This is a genomic window from Klebsiella quasipneumoniae subsp. quasipneumoniae, assembly GCF_020525925.1.
Classification (GTDB): Bacteria; Pseudomonadota; Gammaproteobacteria; order Enterobacterales; family Enterobacteriaceae; genus Klebsiella; species Klebsiella quasipneumoniae.
In genome coordinates this window covers 389,112-407,075 of sequence record NZ_CP084876.1, presented here as the reverse complement: position 1 = coordinate 407,075, position 17,964 = coordinate 389,112, and the positions used below count along the sequence as shown (strand labels likewise).

The window sequence follows — 17,964 nt, the reverse complement described above, 5'->3', positions numbered from 1 at the left end:
AAATGATAACGCCGCGCGAACGCGGCCAGACCTTCTTATTGTTGCGCCTGCTGAGTATCAGCAATCGCGCCAAGAACCACATCATGCGGCACTCCGCCGCGCAGCTCGCTGCTTCCTATTGCGAGCGGGAGCACCAGCCGCATTTCGCCAGCCAGTACTTTCTTATCGCGCATCATATGGGGCAAATACGCCTGCGCACTCATTTCCTGCGGGCCGCGTACCGGTAAACCTGCACGCTTGAGCAGATCGATAAGGCGCTGAGTATCCTGCGCGCGGAACTGCCCCAGCCGCTCGGACGTATGCGCCGCCATCACCATACCTGCCGCCACCGCTTCGCCGTGCAGCCAGTTACCGTAGCCCATTTCAGCCTCGATAGCATGGCCGAAGGTATGTCCAAGATTGAGTAAAGCACGTAACCCGGTTTCACGCTCGTCGGCAGCCACAACTTCCGCTTTCAGCTCACAGCAACGGCGAATGCAGTACGCCATGGCCTTTTCATCCAGCGCCAGCAGGGCATCAATGTTGTTTTCCAGCCAGCTGAAGAATGCGCCGTCGAGGATCACCCCATACTTGATGACCTCAGCCAGTCCGGAAGCGAGTTCGCGCTTCGGAAGCGTCTTCAGACAGTTAAGATCAACCACCACGGAAACCGGCTGCCAGAAGGCGCCAATCATGTTTTTGCCGAGAGGGTGGTTCACTGCGGTTTTGCCGCCGACCGACGAGTCGACCTGCGACAGCAAGGTGGTAGGGACCTGGATAAAACGCACGCCGCGCTGATAGCTTGCCGCGGCGAAACCGGTTAAATCACCGATAACACCGCCGCCGAGCGCCACCAGCGTGGTGTCGCGGCCATGGGGTTTTTGTAACAGCGCGGTAAATACGGTATCCATCACCGCCAGGCTTTTATACTGCTCGCCGTCGGGCAGGATCACGCTGTCAACGTTGACCCCTGCCTGCTCCAGCGCAGAGCGGACGGTATCCAGATAAAGCGGCGCCAGCGTTTCGTTGGTGACCAGCATAGCCTGGTCGCCCGACTTGAGTGGCAGGAAGGAAGCTGGATCGTTAAACAAACCAGCCGCGATGGTAATCGGGTAACTACGTTCCCCGAGGGTAACAGTAAGCCTCTCCATAACGCGACATCCACCTCAATGACTTTTACTCTGACGCACTTTTATTAAGCCAGAATCAGTTGCTTTCCAGCATATGAATAATCTGGTTCGCGACGACTTTCGCACTCTGATCGTCTGTGCGGATAGTCACATCGGCGATCTCTTCATACAGCGGGTTACGCTCGTCAGCCAGCGCTTCCAGTACTTCACGAGGCGGCGCATCGACTTGTAGCAAAGGACGCTTTTTATCGCGCTGCGTACGGGCCAACTGCTTCTCGATCGTTGTTTCCAGGTAGACCACCACGCCGCGGGCGGAGAGACGGTTACGCGTTTCACGGGATTTTACAGAGCCGCCGCCAGTCGCCAGCACAATCCCCTGTTTTTCCGTCAACTCATTGATAATTTTTTCTTCACGGTCGCGGAAGCCTTCTTCGCCTTCAACATCGAAGACCCAGCCCACATCAGCGCCAGTGCGTTTCTCAATCTCTTGATCAGAATCGTAAAATTCCATGTTGAGCTGTTGGGCTAACTGGCGCCCAATAGTGCTTTTGCCGGCACCCATAGGCCCAACCAGAAAGATATTGCGTTTCTCTGCCATTTTTTCGGTACTACTAAGACTATTCGTTAATGATAAACCCGCTTCGCAGACACCCAGCGCCGCAGGGCATGAACTGAAACCTCATATGCAATAGAGCGAGAGTCAGACTAAAAATTATCTCAATACTCCGGCTGGTTTGGCAACTGAATAAAATCGCCGGACAATAAAGGGAGGATTGATGTCGTACCCGACTCTCAAATCGGTACCCCTTGTATGCTAAATCCGTCCTCACGTCAAACACCTGAAACGTGTTTAGCATGAAAAACCTGCTTAACGTACTGCCAGAATCCGTGGCGTAATAAAGACAACCAGTTCACGGCGTTCATTATCTTTCCCGTCGCGGCGAAACAGACGCCCCAGCACCGGGATATCGCCAAGCAGCGGGACGCTGTCGCGGGCGGTTTTGTTTTTCTGCGAAAAGATGCCGCCCAATGCCAGGGTCTCGCCGCTGCGGACTTCCACCAGGGTCTCGATCTCCTGTTTATCAATGGCCAGCGCCTCGCCGTTATCCTGCTTCAGCACCTGGCCTGGCGTGTTCTCGCTTATTCGCAGCTTCAACCGCACTCTCCCCTGCTGCAGCACCGTCGGCGTCACCTCCATGCCCAGCACCGCCTCTTTAAACTCCACCGACGTGGCGCCGCTTTCACCGCTGGAGACCTGATAGGGGATCTCGCTCCCCTGCTTGATGCTGGCGGGCTGCATATGGGAGGCGAGCAAACGAGGACTGGCGATAATCTCGACCTGCTGCTTGCGCTCCAGCGCGGAAAGCTCCAGCTCAAGCAAGCGCCCGTTAATTTTGCCGATGTTAAAGCCTGCGCGGGTGCTGGCATCGTTGACCGACACATCGCTGCTTAGGGTGGTGATGTGCCCGGATCCCGGGGTGCTTTCAGCCTCCGCCAGCCGCCACTTCACCCCCAGTTCACGCAGGCTGGTTTCGCTCATCGACACGATATGGGCGGCCAGCTCCACCTGTCCGACCGGCAGATCCATCTCCTGCGCCCAGGCCTTCAGCGCCGGCAGATGCCGCGCATCATCGCGGATCAGCAGCCGATTGGTCCGCTTGTCCGCCATCAGGTTTCCCCGGGCGCTAAGCAACTTACCGCCGCTTTTAGCCAGCTCCTCGGCATCGGCATAGTGCAGCGTCACGCTCTCCGCCAGCAGCGGCAGGTTCTGCAGACGTTTCGCCTGTTCAGCTTCGCGCTGCGCCAGATTGGCTTTTTGCCAGGCCTGCGTATGCGCGTAGATGACCGTCCCCTGCTGTTGCAAAGAGAGGCCTGCGCTATCCGCCACTGCCCGCAGCGCCTGGGTCCAGGGGACCTTCTGCAGGCGCAGGGAGAGCGTGCCGCTGACGTCCGGTGCGACAACGAGGTTCTTATGGTTCATTTCGGCCAGGGCTTGCAGCACCTGGGCCACTGGCGCGTCGTCAACGACCAGCGAAACCGGCTTGTCATTTCGCGCGGCGACCACCGCCAGCGGTAGCAGCAGAAGCAGCAGGCTTATCCATCGCATCATCTTGTTTTCCTTCACGTTGCCAGCGCCACGCTGGCGGTTCACATCCCGGAGGCGTGACGATGTCCAGCTCGCCGGCCGTCAGCCGACTCACCCGCCAGCCCGTGGGCAATTGCTCATCCAGGCGTACCCGTCGCCACATGCCGCTTCCATCCTGCAAAAACCCCGTCCAGCCTGCGCCATCGCCGGCCGCGCCGCCATAGCGCCATTGCGACAGCTGCGCCGTGCGGCAAGGATCTTCAACCGGCAGGAAAGGATCGCGCCCGGCCGCCAGCAGCGACAGCGGCAACCACAGCAAAATCCAGCATTTACCGCCCATCTTCCGCCTCCAGCTGCAGCCGCATGCGCAGCGCCTGCCCCTCGCGCTCCAGCGAGAACGAACGCGGGTTCATCCCGCAGCGCGCCAGCCATGAGAACAGGGCGGGTACCGTCGGCCAGGAGAGAGTCAGCGCCATCTCACCGCCGCTCCCCTGCGGATGCCAGGCGATTAGCTTCGCGCCGGCGAGCGGAATGGCGATGGGCGAGAACGGCTGCTTGTCGATGCGTTCCCCGGAACTTTCACCGGCGGGGATGCGCAGCGCCATGATCCGCCGCCACTGCGTTTGCAGAGCGCCATCGCGGGACAGCGCCGCCAGCGGCTGGGGGGCATCGCGCCAGAGCGCCACGCCGCCCCCCATCAGCCCCATCGCGAGCAGGATCAACAGCCCCGCCCGGGTGCGCCGGGTGTTAATCCGCATCGGCGCGCGCTCCCGACAGGGTAAAACTGAACCGCCAGCGCCCCTCGGCGTCGCGCTGCGTTCCGCCGGTTTTAGCCGGCGCGAATCCCGCGACGCTGGCCAGAGCAGCCTCCACCCGGGCCAGCGCCTGCAGGTTGAGGGCCAGGCCATCCAGCGTCAGGCGCGCCCCCTGGTACTCCAGCCGCGTCAGCCATGCCTGAGCGGGCAGGCCTGCCGCGAGCGCCATTAGTCGGGGTTGCCAGGCGGCGATCGTCGATCTGCGCTGGCGCTGCTCGCGCTGGCGTTGATGCTGCTGCCATGCCTCGCGCATCGCCTGTTCGCGCTGTTTGAGTGAGGCGAGCAACGCTGCGTCGGCTGTCGTGTGGATCCTCGCCAGGGCGTCGCGCTGTAGACCCGCTGTTCGCCCCGCCTGCAGAGTCGTCCCCACCAGCAGCACGATACCGGTGGCTAACAACAGGGCGTAGCGCAGGCGCTGGCGGCGACGCAGGTCACGCCAGGGGAGAAGATTAACGACATGCGTCATGGCGCCCGCCTCCCAGCGCCAGCCCAAGGGCAATGGCGTAGCGATCGCCGTCGGCTGGCAGCGGAGGCTGCCGGCGGTGAACCACCTGCCAGACATCAAAACGACTGGCCTCGTCGCCCGCATCAGCGCACAGGCGCAAAGGAACCTGAAGTTGCCCCGCCAGCTGGCTTAAGGACCCTATCGCATCGCAGGCGTCACAGCCCCAGGCCTCCTGGGTCGCCCATAGCCAGTACTTTTCATCCCGCCACGCCAGGCCTTGCTCTGCTGCCGTCATCCAGGGGAAAAAGGCGCCGAGCGCGCTGGCATCCGGTACGATGGCCGCCACCCGCAGCCGCAGCCGCCCTGCCAGCTCCCGCAGAACATTGATATCCAGCCGCTGCGCCGCCGTCACCTGCCAGCCGTCATCCCGCGAGGTGGGCGCATAATCAATACATAGAGAGGAGGCGGGCATCGCCAGCTGCTGGGTCATGGCGCTGGCTATCCACGTCGCCTGTTCCCGCTCTCGCAGGGCGAACTGGGGATAAGGCAGGCGTTTTTGCAGCGTGCGAGCCGCGGGAAAGGCGATACTGATCTGATGCTGCGCCGGTAGCTCCCGCCGCCAGGCGGCCAGCCGTGAGCCGAGGGCGCTAACGTCCGCCACCATCCCCTGCCGCACCAGACCTGGCGGCAGCGGAATGCGCCACCAGCGGCGCAGTGCCCAGTGTGAGCGCTCATGCAGTAGCGCGACAATGGCAATGCTATCCTGTTGGATATGCATTCCGATCCGCCAGTTTCTGAAAGCCATGCTTACGATCTCCTTATCCGGCAAAACTGTCCGGCTATATCAATGCACCTGGCTTGCCTTTATACTACCGCGCGTTTGTTTATAAACTGCCCAAATAAAACTAAATGGGAAAACACCGGTGAAGTTCGTAAAGTATCTATTGATCCTTGCAGTCTGTTGCGTACTGCTGGGAGCAGGCTCGATTTTTGGCCTCTACAAATACATAGAGCCGCAACTCCCCGACGTCGCAACCCTGAAGGATGTGCGTTTGCAGATCCCGATGCAGGTCTATAGCGCCGACGGTGAGCTTATTGCGCAGTACGGCGAAAAGCGCCGTATCCCTGTAACGTTGCAGCAAATTCCCCCCGAGCTGGTGAAAGCGTTTATCGCCACCGAAGACAGTCGTTTCTATGAGCATCACGGCGTCGATCCGGTGGGTATTTTCCGCGCCGCCAGCGTGGCGATGTTCTCAGGCCACGCCTCGCAGGGCGCCAGCACCATCACCCAGCAGTTAGCGCGTAACTTCTTCCTCAGCCCCGAGAAGACGTTGATGCGTAAGATTAAAGAGGCCTTTCTGGCCATCCGCATCGAGCAGCTGCTGAACAAAGATGAAATCCTTGAGTTGTATCTGAACAAGATTTACCTCGGCTACCGCGCCTATGGCGTCGGCGCCGCGGCGCAGGTCTATTTTGGCAAACCTATCGACCAGCTGACCCTCAGCGAAATGGCGGTGATTGCCGGTCTGCCGAAAGCCCCGTCCACCTTTAACCCGCTCTATTCGATGGATCGCGCCACAGCCCGTCGCAACGTGGTGCTGTCGCGTATGCTGAGCGAGGGGTACATCACCCAGGCGCAATACGATGAAGCGCGCAGCGAACCCATCGACGCCAGCTACCACGCGCCGAAAATCGCCTTCTCAGCGCCTTATCTGAGCGAAATGGTGCGCCAGGAGATGGTGAATCGCTATGGCGAGCAGGCCTATGAAGATGGCTACCGGGTGTACACCACGATTACCCGCAAAAACCAGCAGGCGGCCCAGCAGGCGGTCCGCAATAACGTGCTGGATTACGATATGCGTCACGGCTACCGCGGCCCGGCCAGCGTGCTGTGGAAGGTCGGCGAAACGCCGTGGGAGGCGAAAAAGATCGTCGACGCCCTGAAGCGCCAGCCTGGCTTAGGCCCGCTTTCTCCTGCGGTGGTCACCTCCGCGAATGCCCAGGAGGCCGTCGCGCTGTTGGCTAACGGCGACTCCGTTTCACTGACGATGGACGGCGTGCGCTGGGCTCGTCGCTTTATCTCCGATACGCAGCAGGGAGCGACTCCGCGTAAAGTCAACGACGTCGTGCAGGCCGGGCAGCAGATCTGGGTTCGCAAAGTGGGTGACAGCTGGTGGTTGTCGCAGGTCCCGGACGTCAACTCGGCGCTGGTCTCCATTAACCCGCAAAACGGCGCGATTATTGCCCTTGTCGGTGGGTTTGACTTTAACCAGAGCAAGTTTAACCGCGCCACCCAGGCGCTGCGCCAGGTCGGCTCCAACATCAAGCCGTTCCTCTACACCGCTGCGATGGATAAAGGCTTAACTCTGGCAAGCATGCTCAACGATGTGCCAATCTCGCGCTGGGACGCCGGGGCCGGCTCCGACTGGCGGCCGAAAAACTCGCCGCCGCAGTATGCCGGTCCGATTCGTTTACGCCAGGGCCTGGGGCAGTCGAAAAACGTGGTAATGGTGCGCGCCATGCGCGCCATGGGCGTTGACTATGCCGCCGAGTATCTGCAGCGCTTTGGTTTCCCGGCGCAAAACATTGTCCACACCGAATCGCTGGCGCTGGGCTCCGCCTCATTTACGCCTCTGCAGGTCGCCCGCGGGTATTCGGTGATGGCCAACGGCGGCTTCCTGGTCAACCCGTTCTTTATCAGTAAGATTGAGAATGATCAGGGTGGGGTCCTCTTCGAGGAGCGCCCGAAAATCGCCTGCCCGCAGTGTGATTTACCGGTGATTTACGGCGATACGCCAAAATCCAATGTGCTGGAAAACAAAGATGTGGAAGATGTCGCCACCTCGACGGAACCGCAGAATGGCAACGTGCCGCCGCAGCCGCAGCTGGAGCAGGCCAATCAGTCACTGGTGGCGCAGAGCGGCGCCCAGGAATACGCGCCGCATGTGATCAATACCCCGCTGGCCTTCCTGATCAAGAGCGCGCTGAACAGCAACATCTTTGGCGAACCGGGCTGGATGGGAACCGGCTGGCGCGCCGGACGGGATCTGCAGCGGCATGATATCGGCGGCAAAACCGGAACCACCAACAGCTCGAAGGACGCCTGGTTCTCAGGCTACGGGCCGGGCGTGGTGACCTCGGTTTGGATCGGCTTTGACGATCATCGTCGCGATCTTGGCCGGACCACCGCGTCAGGGGCGATTAAAGATCAGATCTCCGGCTACGAAGGCGGCGCCAAAAGCGCCCAACCGGCCTGGGACAGCTTTATGAAGAGCGTGCTGGAAGGCGTTGCGGAAGAGCCGTTAACGCCGCCGCCGGGAATCGTCACGGTGAATATCGATCGCAGCACCGGTCAGCTGGCGAACGGGGGCAACAGCCGGGCGGAATACTTTATTGAGGGTACCCAGCCCACGCAGCAGGCGGTCCATGAGGTGGGCACCACCTTGACGGACGGCGGCGGTGAAACCCACGAGCTGTTCTGACAAAAAAAGCGCCTGCGGGCGCTTTTTTATTGCTGCTTAGCGTAAACGCTCGTTCAGAGTCGGCCCTGGGCCTGCAGCCATTCCCGCACTAAAAACAGCGCGCTGACGTTGCGGGCCTCGTTAAAATCTTCTTCATCCAGCAGCGACATCAGCTGCGCCAGCGGCCAGCGCACCTGCGGCAGCGGCTCGGGCTCATCGCCCGGCAGCGACTCCGGATAGAGATCTTCCGCCACCAGGATATTCATTTTGCTGGAGAAGTAAGAGGGAGCCATACTGAGCTTCTTCAGGAACGTCAGCTTATTGGCGCCGAAGCCAACCTCTTCTTTCAGCTCGCGATTGGCCGCTTCATCCACGGTTTCACCCGGATCAATCAGCCCTTTGGAGAAGCCCAGCTCGTAGGATTCCGTCCCGACGGCATACTCGCGAATCAAAATAATATGATCATCCACAATCGGCACAATCATTACCGCTTCGCGGGTGGAAGGCCGCATACGTTCATAAACGCGACGCACACCGTTGCTGAATTCCAGATCGACGCTTTCGACATTAAAGAGGCGCGAACGGGCGACAGTTTCAACATTGAGAATGGTGGGTTTTTGTAATGATTTGCTCATTGTCATCGGTCTATGCTGTGATTAAGCAGTCATTGTGCGATACGCAACACGCTTTCGGCAATCCAAATCGCCACTTATTTACAGAGTTGTAACCTTTTCCCTGCAAAGGTGAAAGTAATAAAGATAAAAAAGTCAATAGCTTGAATTCTGTTTGAGAATTTACCGATTTCTGCGCTTTAACGTTTTTGGTAAGCTTATACACTGCTGCATGACATATTCACTACCCTGCAAGCAGGTGCGCCGCTAACACTGCAGCTTGACGTTAGTCTTCACGTTCACCGACGATTTCGTAAGAAAAATATAACTATGATGGGATGGGCATGGGCACCTTTCTGATATTCCTTACAGCTCTGCTAATCTGCGTATTGCTCATTGGATGGTGGTATCGCACGCACGCCAGACGCCGCCGGCTCCCCCTACTGCACGCCTTTAGCGATGCCACCACGCGGCCGCTCCCTGCCGATGAGCGCCAGGCCATCGAAAAGTATCTTGCCGAACTGAGCCGCGCCCAGCAGCTGCCCGCGTCCGGCGCCACCAGCGCGCCCGTCGCTCTGGCGCTAAACGAACAGAGCGATACCGTCTATGGGTTGACGCGAGCCATCACCCGCTACGGGATCACCACCGACGCGCCGAATAAATGGCGCTATTTTCTCGATTCGGTGGAGGTACATCTGCCGCCGTTCTGGGAACAGCATATCAACGATGAAAACAGCGTCGAGCTGATCCCCACCGACAGCCTGCCGCTGGTTATCACCCTTAACGGTCATACCCTGAGCGACTATCGTCAGGAAGCGCAAAGCTACGCTCTGGAACGCGCCTCGGCCACCCAGGCCTCGATTCGCGGCGAAGAGAGCGAACAGGTAGAGCTGCGGCAGATCCGGCGGGAAAGCCCGGAAGAGCACGCCCTGAATCGCCCGGACGGTCTGCGGGAAGCGATCCTGATCGTCGCCTCTTTCCTGGTCTTTTATTTCAGCCTGATTGGGCCAGCCGTCTTTACCCCGTGGCTGGTGGCCGCCGGTTTGCTGCTGCTCGCCGCCGGCCTGTGGGGGATCTATGCCCCGCCGCGCCGCGCCGCGCTGCGCGAAATCCACTGCCTGCGCGGCGTCCCGAAGCGCTGGGGGCTGTTCGGCGAAAACGATCAGGAACATATCAATAATATCTCGCTGGGCATTATCGATCTCATCTATCCGCGCCACTGGCAGCCCTGGATCGCCCAGGACCTCGGACAGCAGACCGATATTGATATCTATCTCAACCGCCATGTGGCCCGTCAGGGACGCTACTTGTCGCTTCATGATGAAGTGAAAAATTTCCCGCTGCAGTACTGGCTGCGCAGCGCGATTATCGCCGCCGGCGCCCTGGTGGTGGTGATCATGCTATGGGCCAGCGTACCGCTGAATATGCCGTTTAAGTTCACCCTGTCGTGGCTGAAGGGGGCGCAGACGATTGAAGCCACGACCGTCAGCCAGCTGGAAAAGGCCCATGTGCGCATTGGCGATACGCTGCGCCTGACCGGTACCGGGATGTGCAACATCCGCACGCCAGGCAGTTGGACGGCCAAAGAGGATTCGCCGTTCCTGCCTTTCGATTGTTCGCAGATTGTGTGGAACGATGCCCCTCCTCTGCCGCTGCCGGAGTCTGACATTGTCAGCAAAGCGACCGCCCTGATGGAGTCCGTCCAGCGTCAGCTGCACCCGGAAACCGACGACGACTCCCGCGTCAGCCCGGCGCTGCGCTCCGCCATTCAGAAATCTGGCATGGTGCTGCTGGATGATTTCGGCGATATCGTTCAGAAAACCAACGATCTCTGCTCGGCAAAAGATGATTGCCTGCGCCTGAAGAATGCGCTGGTTAATCTCGGCAATACCCGTAACTGGGAGACCTTAACCAAGCGCGCGTCCGCCGGGAAACTGGATGGCGTGAACGTGCTCCTGCGACCAGTCAGCGCCGAGTCGCTGGAGAATCTGGTGACCACCTCAACCGCCCCCTTTGTAATGCGTGAAACCTCGCGAGCGGCGCAGGCGCTCAACAGCCCGGCCCCGGGCGGCTTCCTCATCGCCAGCGACGAGGGCAGCGTGCTGGTCAATCAGCCGTGGCCGGCGGTAAGCCTGTATGATTACCCGGCGCATGAGCAATGGGGCGAACTGCGGCGGCTGGCCGGTATGCTGATGCATACTCCCTTCCATGCCGAAGGGATCGTCACCAATCTGTTTACTGACGCCAACGGCACCCAGCATATCAACCTGCACCGCATTCCCGACCGCAGCGGCCTGTGGCGCTATCTGGGCATCACTCTTCTGCTGCTGTCGATGGTGGGATGCATGGCTTACCACGGCGTGCAGGCGCTGCGTCGTTATCAACGCCATCGCCAGCGTATGGAAGAGATTCAGAAATATTACGAAAGCTGCCTGAACCCGGTGCTGCTCCCCTCGTCTGACCCGCAAGATTAATTTCCCCGGCGGCAGGGTGTGATACCCTGTCGCCCATTTCCCGCTCGCTGGAGAGTCATCATGCATTTTGATATCGCCTGGCAGGAGGTCGATACCGTTCTGCTGGATATGGACGGCACGCTCCTGGATCTCGCTTTCGATAACTATTTCTGGCAAACGCTGGTGCCGGAAACCTGGGGGGCCGCCCGCGACCTCAATCTGCAACAGGCGAAAGAGGCCATGCACCAGGAGTATCATGCCGTGCAGCATACGCTAAACTGGTACTGTCTGGATTACTGGAGCGAGCGCCTGGGTTTGGATATTTGTGCGATGACCAGCGAACAGGGTCCGCGCGCCACGCTGCGTGAGGATACCGTGCCGTTCCTTGATGCGCTCAAGGCCAGCGGTAAGCGACGTATTCTGTTGACCAATGCCCATCCCCACAATCTGGCGGTGAAACTCAAACACACCGGCCTGGATGCGCACCTTGATTTATTACTTTCCACCCACACATTTGGTTATCCGAAAGAGGATCAGCGTCTGTGGCGCGCCGTGGCGGAGGAAACCGGCCTTGAGGCGCATAAAACGCTGTTTGTCGACGACAGCGAGGCGATTCTGGATGCCGCGAGGGAGTTTGGCATTCGCTACTGCCTGGGCATTACCAATCCCGACTCCGGGCTGGCGGAAAAGCAGTATCTGCGCCATCCGGGGCTGAATGATTACCGACGACTGATCCCTTCGCTTACCCCGAAGGAGAGGCGATGAAAGAGAAGCCTGCCGACACCGTCAGACTGGATAAATGGCTTTGGGCCGCCCGCTTTTACAAGACCCGCGCGCTGGCGCGGGAGATGATTGAAGGCGGCAAGGTGCATTACAACGGACAACGCAGCAAACCAGGGAAAATCGTCGAACTGGACGCCATGCTGACGCTGCGTCAGGGCAACGACGAGCGGACGGTGCGCATCGTCGGTATCACCGAGCAGCGCCGCCCGGCAAGCGAAGCCGTCACCCTGTATGAAGAGACGGCGGAGAGTATTGAGAAGCGTGAAAAAATGGCCCTGGCGCGCAAAATGAACGCCCTGACCATGCCGCACCCTGACAGACGTCCGGACAAGAAAGAGCGCCGCGACCTGATGAGATTTAAACACGGCGAGAGTGAGTAACTCGCGCCAGAAAGAGAGATGATTATGACTCAACACGATCAATTACATCGTTATCTGTTTGAAAACTATGCCGTGCGCGGCGAGCTGGTGACGGTGTCGGAAACCCTGGAACAGATACTGGCGAATCACACTTATCCCCAGCCGGTGAAAACGGTGCTGGCGGAGCTGCTGGTCGCCACCAGTCTGCTGACTGCGACCCTGAAGTTTGCCGGCGACATTACCGTGCAGCTGCAGGGCGATGGGCCTTTACAGCTGGCGGTGATCAACGGCAATAACCAGCAGCAGCTGCGCGGCGTCGCGCGCGTGCAGGGCGAGATTGCGGACGATGCGGATCTAAAAGCGATGGTCGGCAACGGTTATCTGGTCATTACCATCTCCCCGGAAGAGGGTGAGCGCTATCAGGGCGTGGTCGGTCTGGAAGGCGATACGCTGGCCGCCTGCCTGGAAGATTACTTCCAGCGTTCAGAGCAGCTGCCGACGCGCCTTATCATCCGCACCGGCGAACATGAAGGCCAGCCGATGGCGGGCGGGATGCTGCTGCAGGTGATGCCGGCCCAGGATGCCCAGACTGCCGACTTTGAGCACCTGGCGACGCTCACCGAGACCATCAAGGCGGAAGAGCTGTTCACCCTGCCGGCGAACGATGTGCTGTGGCGTCTGTACCATGAAGAAGAAGTCACGGTCTACGATCCGCAAAGCGTGGAGTTCAAGTGCACCTGCTCCCGCGAACGCTGCGCCGGCGCGCTGAAGACGCTGCCGGACGAAGAGATAGATAGCATCCTTGCCGACGAAGGCGAGATTGATATGCACTGCGACTACTGCGGTAACCACTATATCTTCAACGCCATGGACATCGCCGAGATCCGTAACAACGCCTCTCCGGCCGACCCGCAGGTCCATTAATCCTCACTTCTTCTTCAGGCACCGGGCGGCGATGTGGTTTGTCGCCCGGTGCCTGACTTTTATTTATTCACGAGTTGAATCGATTCTCGCTGAAAGAGTTACGTAATTTTATTCCAGGAAAGCGATTACATTCACATTTCAGCAGTTTTTTTAATTACTTTTTAACCATTGAGAAACATCTAACCCCACCATCCGGCCATTTCCTGAGATAATCCACTTCACTTCGTGACAGGAGTCACCGTTTTATTCGTCATTCTGCGGAATGTCGAGATACGTAAATCTATGAGCCTGGTCGCGGTCAATACCCGGTAATAAACCCTACAATTTACAGCAGTACATCTTGGCTAAGGAGCAGTGACATGCGCGTTAATCATGGTTTAACCCCGCAGGATCTCAAGGCTTATGGTATCAATGACGTTCAGGATATCGTCCACAACCCCAGCTACGACATGTTGTTTCAGGAAGAGCTCGACCCCAACCTGGAAGGCTACGAACGTGGCGTATTAACCAGTCTGGGTGCTATCGCCGTCGACACGGGCATTTTTACCGGTCGTTCTCCGAAAGATAAGTACCTCGTGCGCGACGACACCACCCGCGATACCGTCTGGTGGTCCGATAAAGGCAAGGGTAAAAACGACAACAAGCCGCTTTCGCAGGAAACCTGGCAGCATCTGAAAGGGCTGGTGACACAGCAGCTGTCCGGTAAACGCCTGTTTATCGTCGACGCCTTCTGCGGCGCTAACGCCGATACCCGTCTCAGCGTACGTTTCATTACCGAAGTGGCCTGGCAGGCGCACTTCGTGAAGAACATGTTCATTCGCCCGAGCGACGAAGAGCTGGCGGAATTCGCGCCCGACTTCATCGTGATGAACGGCGCGAAGTGCACCAACCCGCAGTGGAAAGAGCAGGGCCTGAATTCGGAAAACTTCATCGCTTTCAACCTCACCGAGCGCATTCAGCTGATCGGCGGCACCTGGTACGGCGGCGAAATGAAGAAAGGGATGTTCTCGATCATGAACTACCTGCTGCCGCTGAAGGGCATCGCCTCCATGCACTGTTCTGCCAACGTCGGCGAGAAAGGCGATGTCGCCATTTTCTTCGGCCTCTCAGGCACCGGCAAAACCACCCTTTCCACCGATCCGAAACGCCGCCTGATTGGCGATGACGAACATGGCTGGGATGACGATGGGGTGTTTAACTTCGAAGGGGGCTGCTACGCCAAGACCATCAAGCTCTCTGAAGCGGCCGAGCCGGATATCTATCACGCCATCCGCCGCAACGCCCTGCTGGAAAACGTGGTGGTGCGCGCCGACGGCACAATCGATTTCGATGACGGTTCAAAAACCGAAAACACCCGCGTCTCCTACCCCATCGACCATATCGATAATATCGTCAAACCGGTCTCCAAAGCGGGTCACGCCACCAAAGTGATCTTCCTGACGGCCGATGCGTTCGGCGTACTGCCGCCGGTCTCCCGCCTGACCGCCGATCAGACGCAGTACCATTTCCTGTCCGGGTTTACCGCCAAACTGGCCGGCACCGAGCGCGGCGTGACCGAACCCACGCCAACCTTCTCCGCCTGCTTCGGCGCCGCCTTCCTGTCGCTGCATCCGACGCAGTACGCCGAAGTGCTGGTCAAACGTATGCAGGCGGCTGGCGCGCAGGCTTATCTGGTCAATACCGGCTGGAACGGCACCGGCAAGCGCATCTCGATTAAAGATACCCGCGCCATCATCGACGCCATCCTCAATGGCTCGCTGGACAACGCGGAGACCTTTACCCTGCCGATGTTTAATCTGCAGATCCCGACGGCGCTCCCGGGTGTCGATACCCAGATCCTCGATCCGCGCAGCACCTATGGTTCCCCGGAGCAGTGGCAGGAAAAAGCCGACCAGCTGGCGAAGCTGTTTATTGAGAACTTTGAGAAGTATACCGATACGCCAGCGGGCGCCGCGCTGGTGGCGGCAGGGCCGCAGCGCTAACGGACGCAGAGATGAAAAAGCCGGGCTTGCCCGGCTTTTTATTGCGCAACGTTTTGACCAGCCAACCGCGGGCGCGATCAGCTCTCTTTGGCCGGTTTCATCGGCGTCAGCGCCCGGTGCACCGGCAGCCAGGCGCGGATCAGTAACCCGCCGCGTTCGCTGGAGCCAATCTCCAGCCGGCCGTTGTGATTGTCGATAATACGCTGAACAATCGCCAGCCCCAGCCCGGTTCCGCTGGTGCTGCGGGCGCTGTCGCCGCGCACAAACGGCTGAAACAGGTGCTCCCGCTGCTCAGGTTTAATCCCCGGTCCGTCATCTTCAACCTGGAACCACGCCCGGCTCGCTTCGCTGCCGCTGCTGACCTTGATCCAGCCATTGCCATAGCGGGCCGCGTTGACCACCATATTCGCCAGCGCGCGCTTGATAGACAGAGGATGCATGCGTACCGGAATTTCGCCGGCCTGCAGGGCGGTGGCGATCTCCCGCTCATAGCCGCTCTCCGCAGCGATCACTTCCCCCAGCACCGCATTCAGATCCGCCAGCTCCAGCGGCATCTCCTGCCCGGTGCGCAGGTAGTCGATAAACTGCTCGATGATGGCGTTGCACTCTTCGATATCTTTGTTGATCGACTCCGCGAGATAGCCGTCCTGCTCGCCCATCATCTCGGTGGCCAGACGAATGCGGGTCAGCGGAGTACGTAAATCATGGCTGACCCCGGCCATCAGCAGCGTACGGTCGTCGGCCAGCTGCTTCACGCCCGCGGCCATGTGGTTGAAGGCGCGGGTCACCGATCGCACCTCAGAGGCGCCGTACTCGCGCAGCGGCGGCGGGATAATGCCGCGCCCAACCTGCAGCGCCGCATGCTCCAGATCCACCAGCGGGCGGTTCTGAATTCGGATAAACAGCCAGGCGCCGCCTATCGCCAGCAGCATGATCGCCAGGGTATAGCGGAACAGCGGCGAGAAGTCGCCCTGATGGATCTCGGTCAGCGGCACCCGCACCCAGATATTGGGCGACAGCCAGGTCTTCAGCCACACCACGGGGGAGCTTTTATTGACCTCCACCCGCACCTCAGTGGGGCCGCCAAGTTGATGAGCCATCTGCTGGCTCAAGAATTCATAATGCTGCGCCCAGCGCAGGCCTGCGTCTTCCGCCGCTTCATTGGAATAGAGCGAAATCCCCAGCTCGCGATAAATTTCACGACGAAACGCCGGGGGCACCACCAGTTGGGTGCCATCCTCCAGCTGCAGCTTATCGGTCATCAGCATACGCACTTCGTAGGCCAATACTTTATTAAACTGCTGGAGGCTCGGCAGGATCGCGAAATTCAGTACCACCAGATAGGTCGTCACCAGGCTGACGAACAGCAAGGTGACGATCAGGAGCAGCGTGCGAGCAAAGGAGCTGCGCGGCGAAAAGCGCACGCGTTTCATGCCTTAGAGCCGTCCGGGACGAAGACGTAGCCCAGACCCCAGACGGTCTGGATATAGCGCGGATGCGCCGGGTCCTCTTCCACCATGCGGCGCAGGCGGGAGATCTGTACGTCGATGGAACGCTCCATCGCAGAGTATTCGCGGCCGCGAGCGAGGTTCATTAACTTATCGCGCGACAGCGGCTCACGAGGATGGCTCACCAGCGCCTTCAGGACCGCGAACTCGCCGCTGGTCAACGGCATCGGCTCGTCTTCACGGAACATTTCGCGGGTGCCCAGATTCAGTTTGAATTTACCAAAGGCGATAACCGCCTCTTCCTGCGACGGCGCGCCCGGCAGCTCGTTCGCCTGACGGCGCAGCACCGCGCGGATGCGGGCCAGCAGTTCGCGCGGGTTGAACGGCTTCGGAATATAGTCGTCAGCCCCGATCTCCAGGCCCACGATCCGATCGACCTCTTCGCCTTTCGCCGTCACCATAATGATCGGCATCGGGTTGCTCTGGCTGCGCAGACGGCGGCAAATCGAGAGACCATCTTCCCCGGGCAGCATCAGATCCAGCACCATCAGGTGGAAGGATTCGCGGGTTAACAGACGATCCATCTGTTCGGCGTTCGCCACGCTACGAACCTGGAAGCCCTGCTCGGTCAGATAACGTTCGAGCAGCGCACGCAGGCGCATGTCGTCATCCACAACCAGAATCTTATAATTCTCTTGCATTGTTTGTACTCCCAAAGGTTCACTGCAATAGTCAGTGCGTATTCTCAAAAAAGCCCGGCGCGCTCACCAGCTAAATCTGGTATACATTCCAGGCTAAATTGTTACAAAGCATATTTAACAGCAGGTTAAGTATACATTTAATCATAAGACACAGTATTTATCCTGTCGGTATTATTGCGCGCTGCAAATTGTGCGCAACGACAGACTGTCAGAAGGTTGAACTCACGATGAAAACGCCGCTGATCACCCGCGAGGGATATGAAAAACTGAAGCAGGAGATGGACTACCTGTGGCGCCAGGAGCGCCCGGAAGTGACCAAAAAGGTGACCTGGGCCGCCAGCCTTGGCGACCGCAGCGAGAACGCGGATTACCAGTACAACAAAAAGCGCCTGCGCGAGATCGATCGCCGGGTCCGCTATCTGACCAAATGTCTGGAACAGTTAAAGATCGTCGATTACTCCCCGCAGCAGGAGGGCAAAGTCTTCTTCGGCGCCTGGGTAGAAATTGAAAACGATGAAGGCGATATCAAGCGCTTTCGCATCGTCGGTTACGATGAAATTTTTGGCCGCAAAGACTATATCTCCATCGACTCGCCGATGGCGCGCGCGCTGTTAAAAAAAGAGGTCGGCGATCTGGCCATCGTTAACACGCCGGCGGGGGAAGCCAGCTGGTATGTCAACGAGATCGAATACGTAAAATAGACAAGAACTTTCCGAGAGACGCCGGGCGCGGCTGGCATTTTTAGCCGCCAGTCCGTATAACTAGTCCCTGTTTTTTTGACCCTAAA

The 17,964-nt window shown here is 59.0% G+C and carries 17 protein-coding genes; 7 read left to right on the top strand and 10 right to left on the bottom strand.

Features of this window, described 5'->3' with window-relative positions:
• Window positions 1-35: 35 nt before the first annotated feature.
• The 7 genes from aroB to LGM20_RS01830 all read right to left on the bottom strand — a co-directional run bounded on the left by aroB (window position 36) and on the right by LGM20_RS01830 (window position 5,260).
• Window positions 36-1,130: a 3-dehydroquinate synthase gene (gene aroB / locus LGM20_RS01860; RefSeq protein WP_044524957.1), complete on the bottom strand. Its 1,095-nt coding sequence runs from the start codon at window positions 1,128-1,130 to the stop codon at window positions 36-38.
• A 55-nt stretch (window positions 1,131-1,185) separates the two neighbouring features.
• Window positions 1,186-1,707, bottom strand: coding sequence for a shikimate kinase AroK (gene aroK, locus LGM20_RS01855; protein ID WP_002920267.1), 522 nt, complete (start codon window positions 1,705-1,707; stop codon window positions 1,186-1,188).
• A gap of 270 nt (window positions 1,708-1,977) precedes the next feature.
• On the bottom strand, window positions 1,978-3,219 hold the full coding sequence (gene hofQ, locus LGM20_RS01850; protein WP_032429004.1) for a DNA uptake porin HofQ: 1,242 nt from the start codon (window positions 3,217-3,219) through the stop codon (window positions 1,978-1,980).
• Complete coding sequence (locus tag LGM20_RS01845) at window positions 3,155-3,535, bottom strand: HofP DNA utilization family protein (RefSeq protein WP_023291194.1); 381 nt, start codon at window positions 3,533-3,535, stop codon at window positions 3,155-3,157. The genes hofQ and LGM20_RS01845 overlap by 65 nt, the downstream gene beginning before the upstream one ends.
• Window positions 3,525-3,953, bottom strand: a complete 429-nt coding sequence (locus LGM20_RS01840) for a HofO family protein (protein WP_044524958.1) — start codon at window positions 3,951-3,953, stop codon at window positions 3,525-3,527. Before LGM20_RS01840 ends, LGM20_RS01845 begins: the two co-directional genes overlap by 11 nt.
• Window positions 3,943-4,476 (bottom strand): PilN domain-containing protein, encoded by a 534-nt coding sequence (locus LGM20_RS01835; protein ID WP_044524959.1) that lies wholly within the window; start codon window positions 4,474-4,476, stop codon window positions 3,943-3,945. The genes LGM20_RS01840 and LGM20_RS01835 overlap by 11 nt, the downstream gene beginning before the upstream one ends.
• Entirely contained in the window at window positions 4,460-5,260 is an 801-nt protein-coding gene (locus LGM20_RS01830; RefSeq protein ID WP_023291197.1) for a type IV pilus biogenesis protein PilM, read from the bottom strand. Before LGM20_RS01830 ends, LGM20_RS01835 begins: the two co-directional genes overlap by 17 nt.
• Before the next feature lie 118 nt (window positions 5,261-5,378).
• Between LGM20_RS01830 and mrcA the strand changes: the two genes are divergently transcribed.
• The gene (mrcA, locus tag LGM20_RS01825; protein WP_032454231.1) at window positions 5,379-7,937 is read left to right on the top strand and encodes a peptidoglycan glycosyltransferase/peptidoglycan DD-transpeptidase MrcA; all 2,559 of its coding nucleotides are present in this window, start codon (window positions 5,379-5,381) and stop codon (window positions 7,935-7,937) included.
• Window positions 7,938-7,990: 53 nt separating this feature from the next.
• On the opposite strand, the gene nudE is transcribed toward mrcA, so the two are convergent.
• Complete coding sequence (nudE, locus tag LGM20_RS01820; RefSeq protein WP_004202164.1) at window positions 7,991-8,551, bottom strand: ADP compounds hydrolase NudE; 561 nt, start codon at window positions 8,549-8,551, stop codon at window positions 7,991-7,993.
• A 320-nt stretch (window positions 8,552-8,871) separates the two neighbouring features.
• On the opposite strand from nudE, the gene LGM20_RS01815 reads away from it, so the two are divergent.
• The 5 genes from LGM20_RS01815 to pckA all read left to right on the top strand — a co-directional run bounded on the left by LGM20_RS01815 (window position 8,872) and on the right by pckA (window position 15,028).
• Window positions 8,872-11,001: an intracellular growth attenuator family protein gene (locus LGM20_RS01815; RefSeq protein ID WP_044524963.1), complete on the top strand. Its 2,130-nt coding sequence runs from the start codon at window positions 8,872-8,874 to the stop codon at window positions 10,999-11,001.
• Window positions 11,002-11,061: 60 nt separating this feature from the next.
• Window positions 11,062-11,745: a GMP/IMP nucleotidase gene (gene yrfG / locus LGM20_RS01810; RefSeq protein WP_044524964.1), complete on the top strand. Its 684-nt coding sequence runs from the start codon at window positions 11,062-11,064 to the stop codon at window positions 11,743-11,745.
• On the top strand, window positions 11,742-12,143 hold the full coding sequence (hslR, locus tag LGM20_RS01805) for a ribosome-associated heat shock protein Hsp15 (RefSeq protein WP_044524965.1): 402 nt from the start codon (window positions 11,742-11,744) through the stop codon (window positions 12,141-12,143). Before yrfG ends, hslR begins: the two co-directional genes overlap by 4 nt.
• 18 nt (window positions 12,144-12,161) lie before the next feature.
• Window positions 12,162-13,046, top strand: coding sequence for an Hsp33 family molecular chaperone HslO (gene hslO, locus LGM20_RS01800; protein WP_017899960.1), 885 nt, complete (start codon window positions 12,162-12,164; stop codon window positions 13,044-13,046).
• A 359-nt stretch (window positions 13,047-13,405) separates the two neighbouring features.
• Window positions 13,406-15,028, top strand: coding sequence for a phosphoenolpyruvate carboxykinase (ATP) (pckA, locus tag LGM20_RS01795; RefSeq protein WP_023291202.1), 1,623 nt, complete (start codon window positions 13,406-13,408; stop codon window positions 15,026-15,028).
• Between the two features lie 77 nt (window positions 15,029-15,105).
• On the opposite strand, the gene envZ is transcribed toward pckA, so the two are convergent.
• Entirely contained in the window at window positions 15,106-16,461 is a 1,356-nt protein-coding gene (gene envZ, locus LGM20_RS01790; protein WP_044524966.1) for a two-component system sensor histidine kinase EnvZ, read from the bottom strand.
• On the bottom strand, window positions 16,458-17,177 hold the full coding sequence (ompR, locus tag LGM20_RS01785; RefSeq protein ID WP_001157751.1) for an osmolarity response regulator transcription factor OmpR: 720 nt from the start codon (window positions 17,175-17,177) through the stop codon (window positions 16,458-16,460). Before ompR ends, envZ begins: the two co-directional genes overlap by 4 nt.
• A gap of 227 nt (window positions 17,178-17,404) precedes the next feature.
• Here ompR and greB point away from each other — a divergent pair, with 227 nt between their 5' ends.
• The gene (greB, locus tag LGM20_RS01780) at window positions 17,405-17,878 is read left to right on the top strand and encodes a transcription elongation factor GreB (protein WP_002920503.1); all 474 of its coding nucleotides are present in this window, start codon (window positions 17,405-17,407) and stop codon (window positions 17,876-17,878) included.
• Window positions 17,879-17,964 lie beyond the last annotated feature (86 nt).

Bases quoted from the DNA above. Each gene is read 5' to 3' on its own strand.
- aroB (WP_044524957.1), bottom strand. From the start codon at position 1,130: ATGGAGAGGCTTACTGTTACCCTCGGGGAACGTAGTTACCCGATTACC.
- aroK (WP_002920267.1), bottom strand. From the start codon at position 1,707: ATGGCAGAGAAACGCAATATCTTTCTGGTTGGGCCTATGGGTGCCGGC.
- hofQ (WP_032429004.1), bottom strand. From the start codon at position 3,219: ATGATGCGATGGATAAGCCTGCTGCTTCTGCTGCTACCGCTGGCGGTG.
- LGM20_RS01845 (WP_023291194.1), bottom strand. From the start codon at position 3,535: ATGGGCGGTAAATGCTGGATTTTGCTGTGGTTGCCGCTGTCGCTGCTG.
- LGM20_RS01840 (WP_044524958.1), bottom strand. From the start codon at position 3,953: ATGCGGATTAACACCCGGCGCACCCGGGCGGGGCTGTTGATCCTGCTC.
- LGM20_RS01835 (WP_044524959.1), bottom strand. From the start codon at position 4,476: ATGACGCATGTCGTTAATCTTCTCCCCTGGCGTGACCTGCGTCGCCGC.
- LGM20_RS01830 (WP_023291197.1), bottom strand. From the start codon at position 5,260: ATGGCTTTCAGAAACTGGCGGATCGGAATGCATATCCAACAGGATAGC.
- nudE (WP_004202164.1), bottom strand. From the start codon at position 8,551: ATGAGCAAATCATTACAAAAACCCACCATTCTCAATGTTGAAACTGTC.
- LGM20_RS01815 (WP_044524963.1), top strand. From the start codon at position 8,872: ATGGGCACCTTTCTGATATTCCTTACAGCTCTGCTAATCTGCGTATTG.
- yrfG (WP_044524964.1), top strand. From the start codon at position 11,062: ATGCATTTTGATATCGCCTGGCAGGAGGTCGATACCGTTCTGCTGGAT.
- hslR (WP_044524965.1), top strand. From the start codon at position 11,742: ATGAAAGAGAAGCCTGCCGACACCGTCAGACTGGATAAATGGCTTTGG.
- hslO (WP_017899960.1), top strand. From the start codon at position 12,162: ATGATTATGACTCAACACGATCAATTACATCGTTATCTGTTTGAAAAC.
- pckA (WP_023291202.1), top strand. From the start codon at position 13,406: ATGCGCGTTAATCATGGTTTAACCCCGCAGGATCTCAAGGCTTATGGT.
- envZ (WP_044524966.1), bottom strand. From the start codon at position 16,461: ATGAAACGCGTGCGCTTTTCGCCGCGCAGCTCCTTTGCTCGCACGCTG.
- ompR (WP_001157751.1), bottom strand. From the start codon at position 17,177: ATGCAAGAGAATTATAAGATTCTGGTTGTGGATGACGACATGCGCCTG.
- greB (WP_002920503.1), top strand. From the start codon at position 17,405: ATGAAAACGCCGCTGATCACCCGCGAGGGATATGAAAAACTGAAGCAG.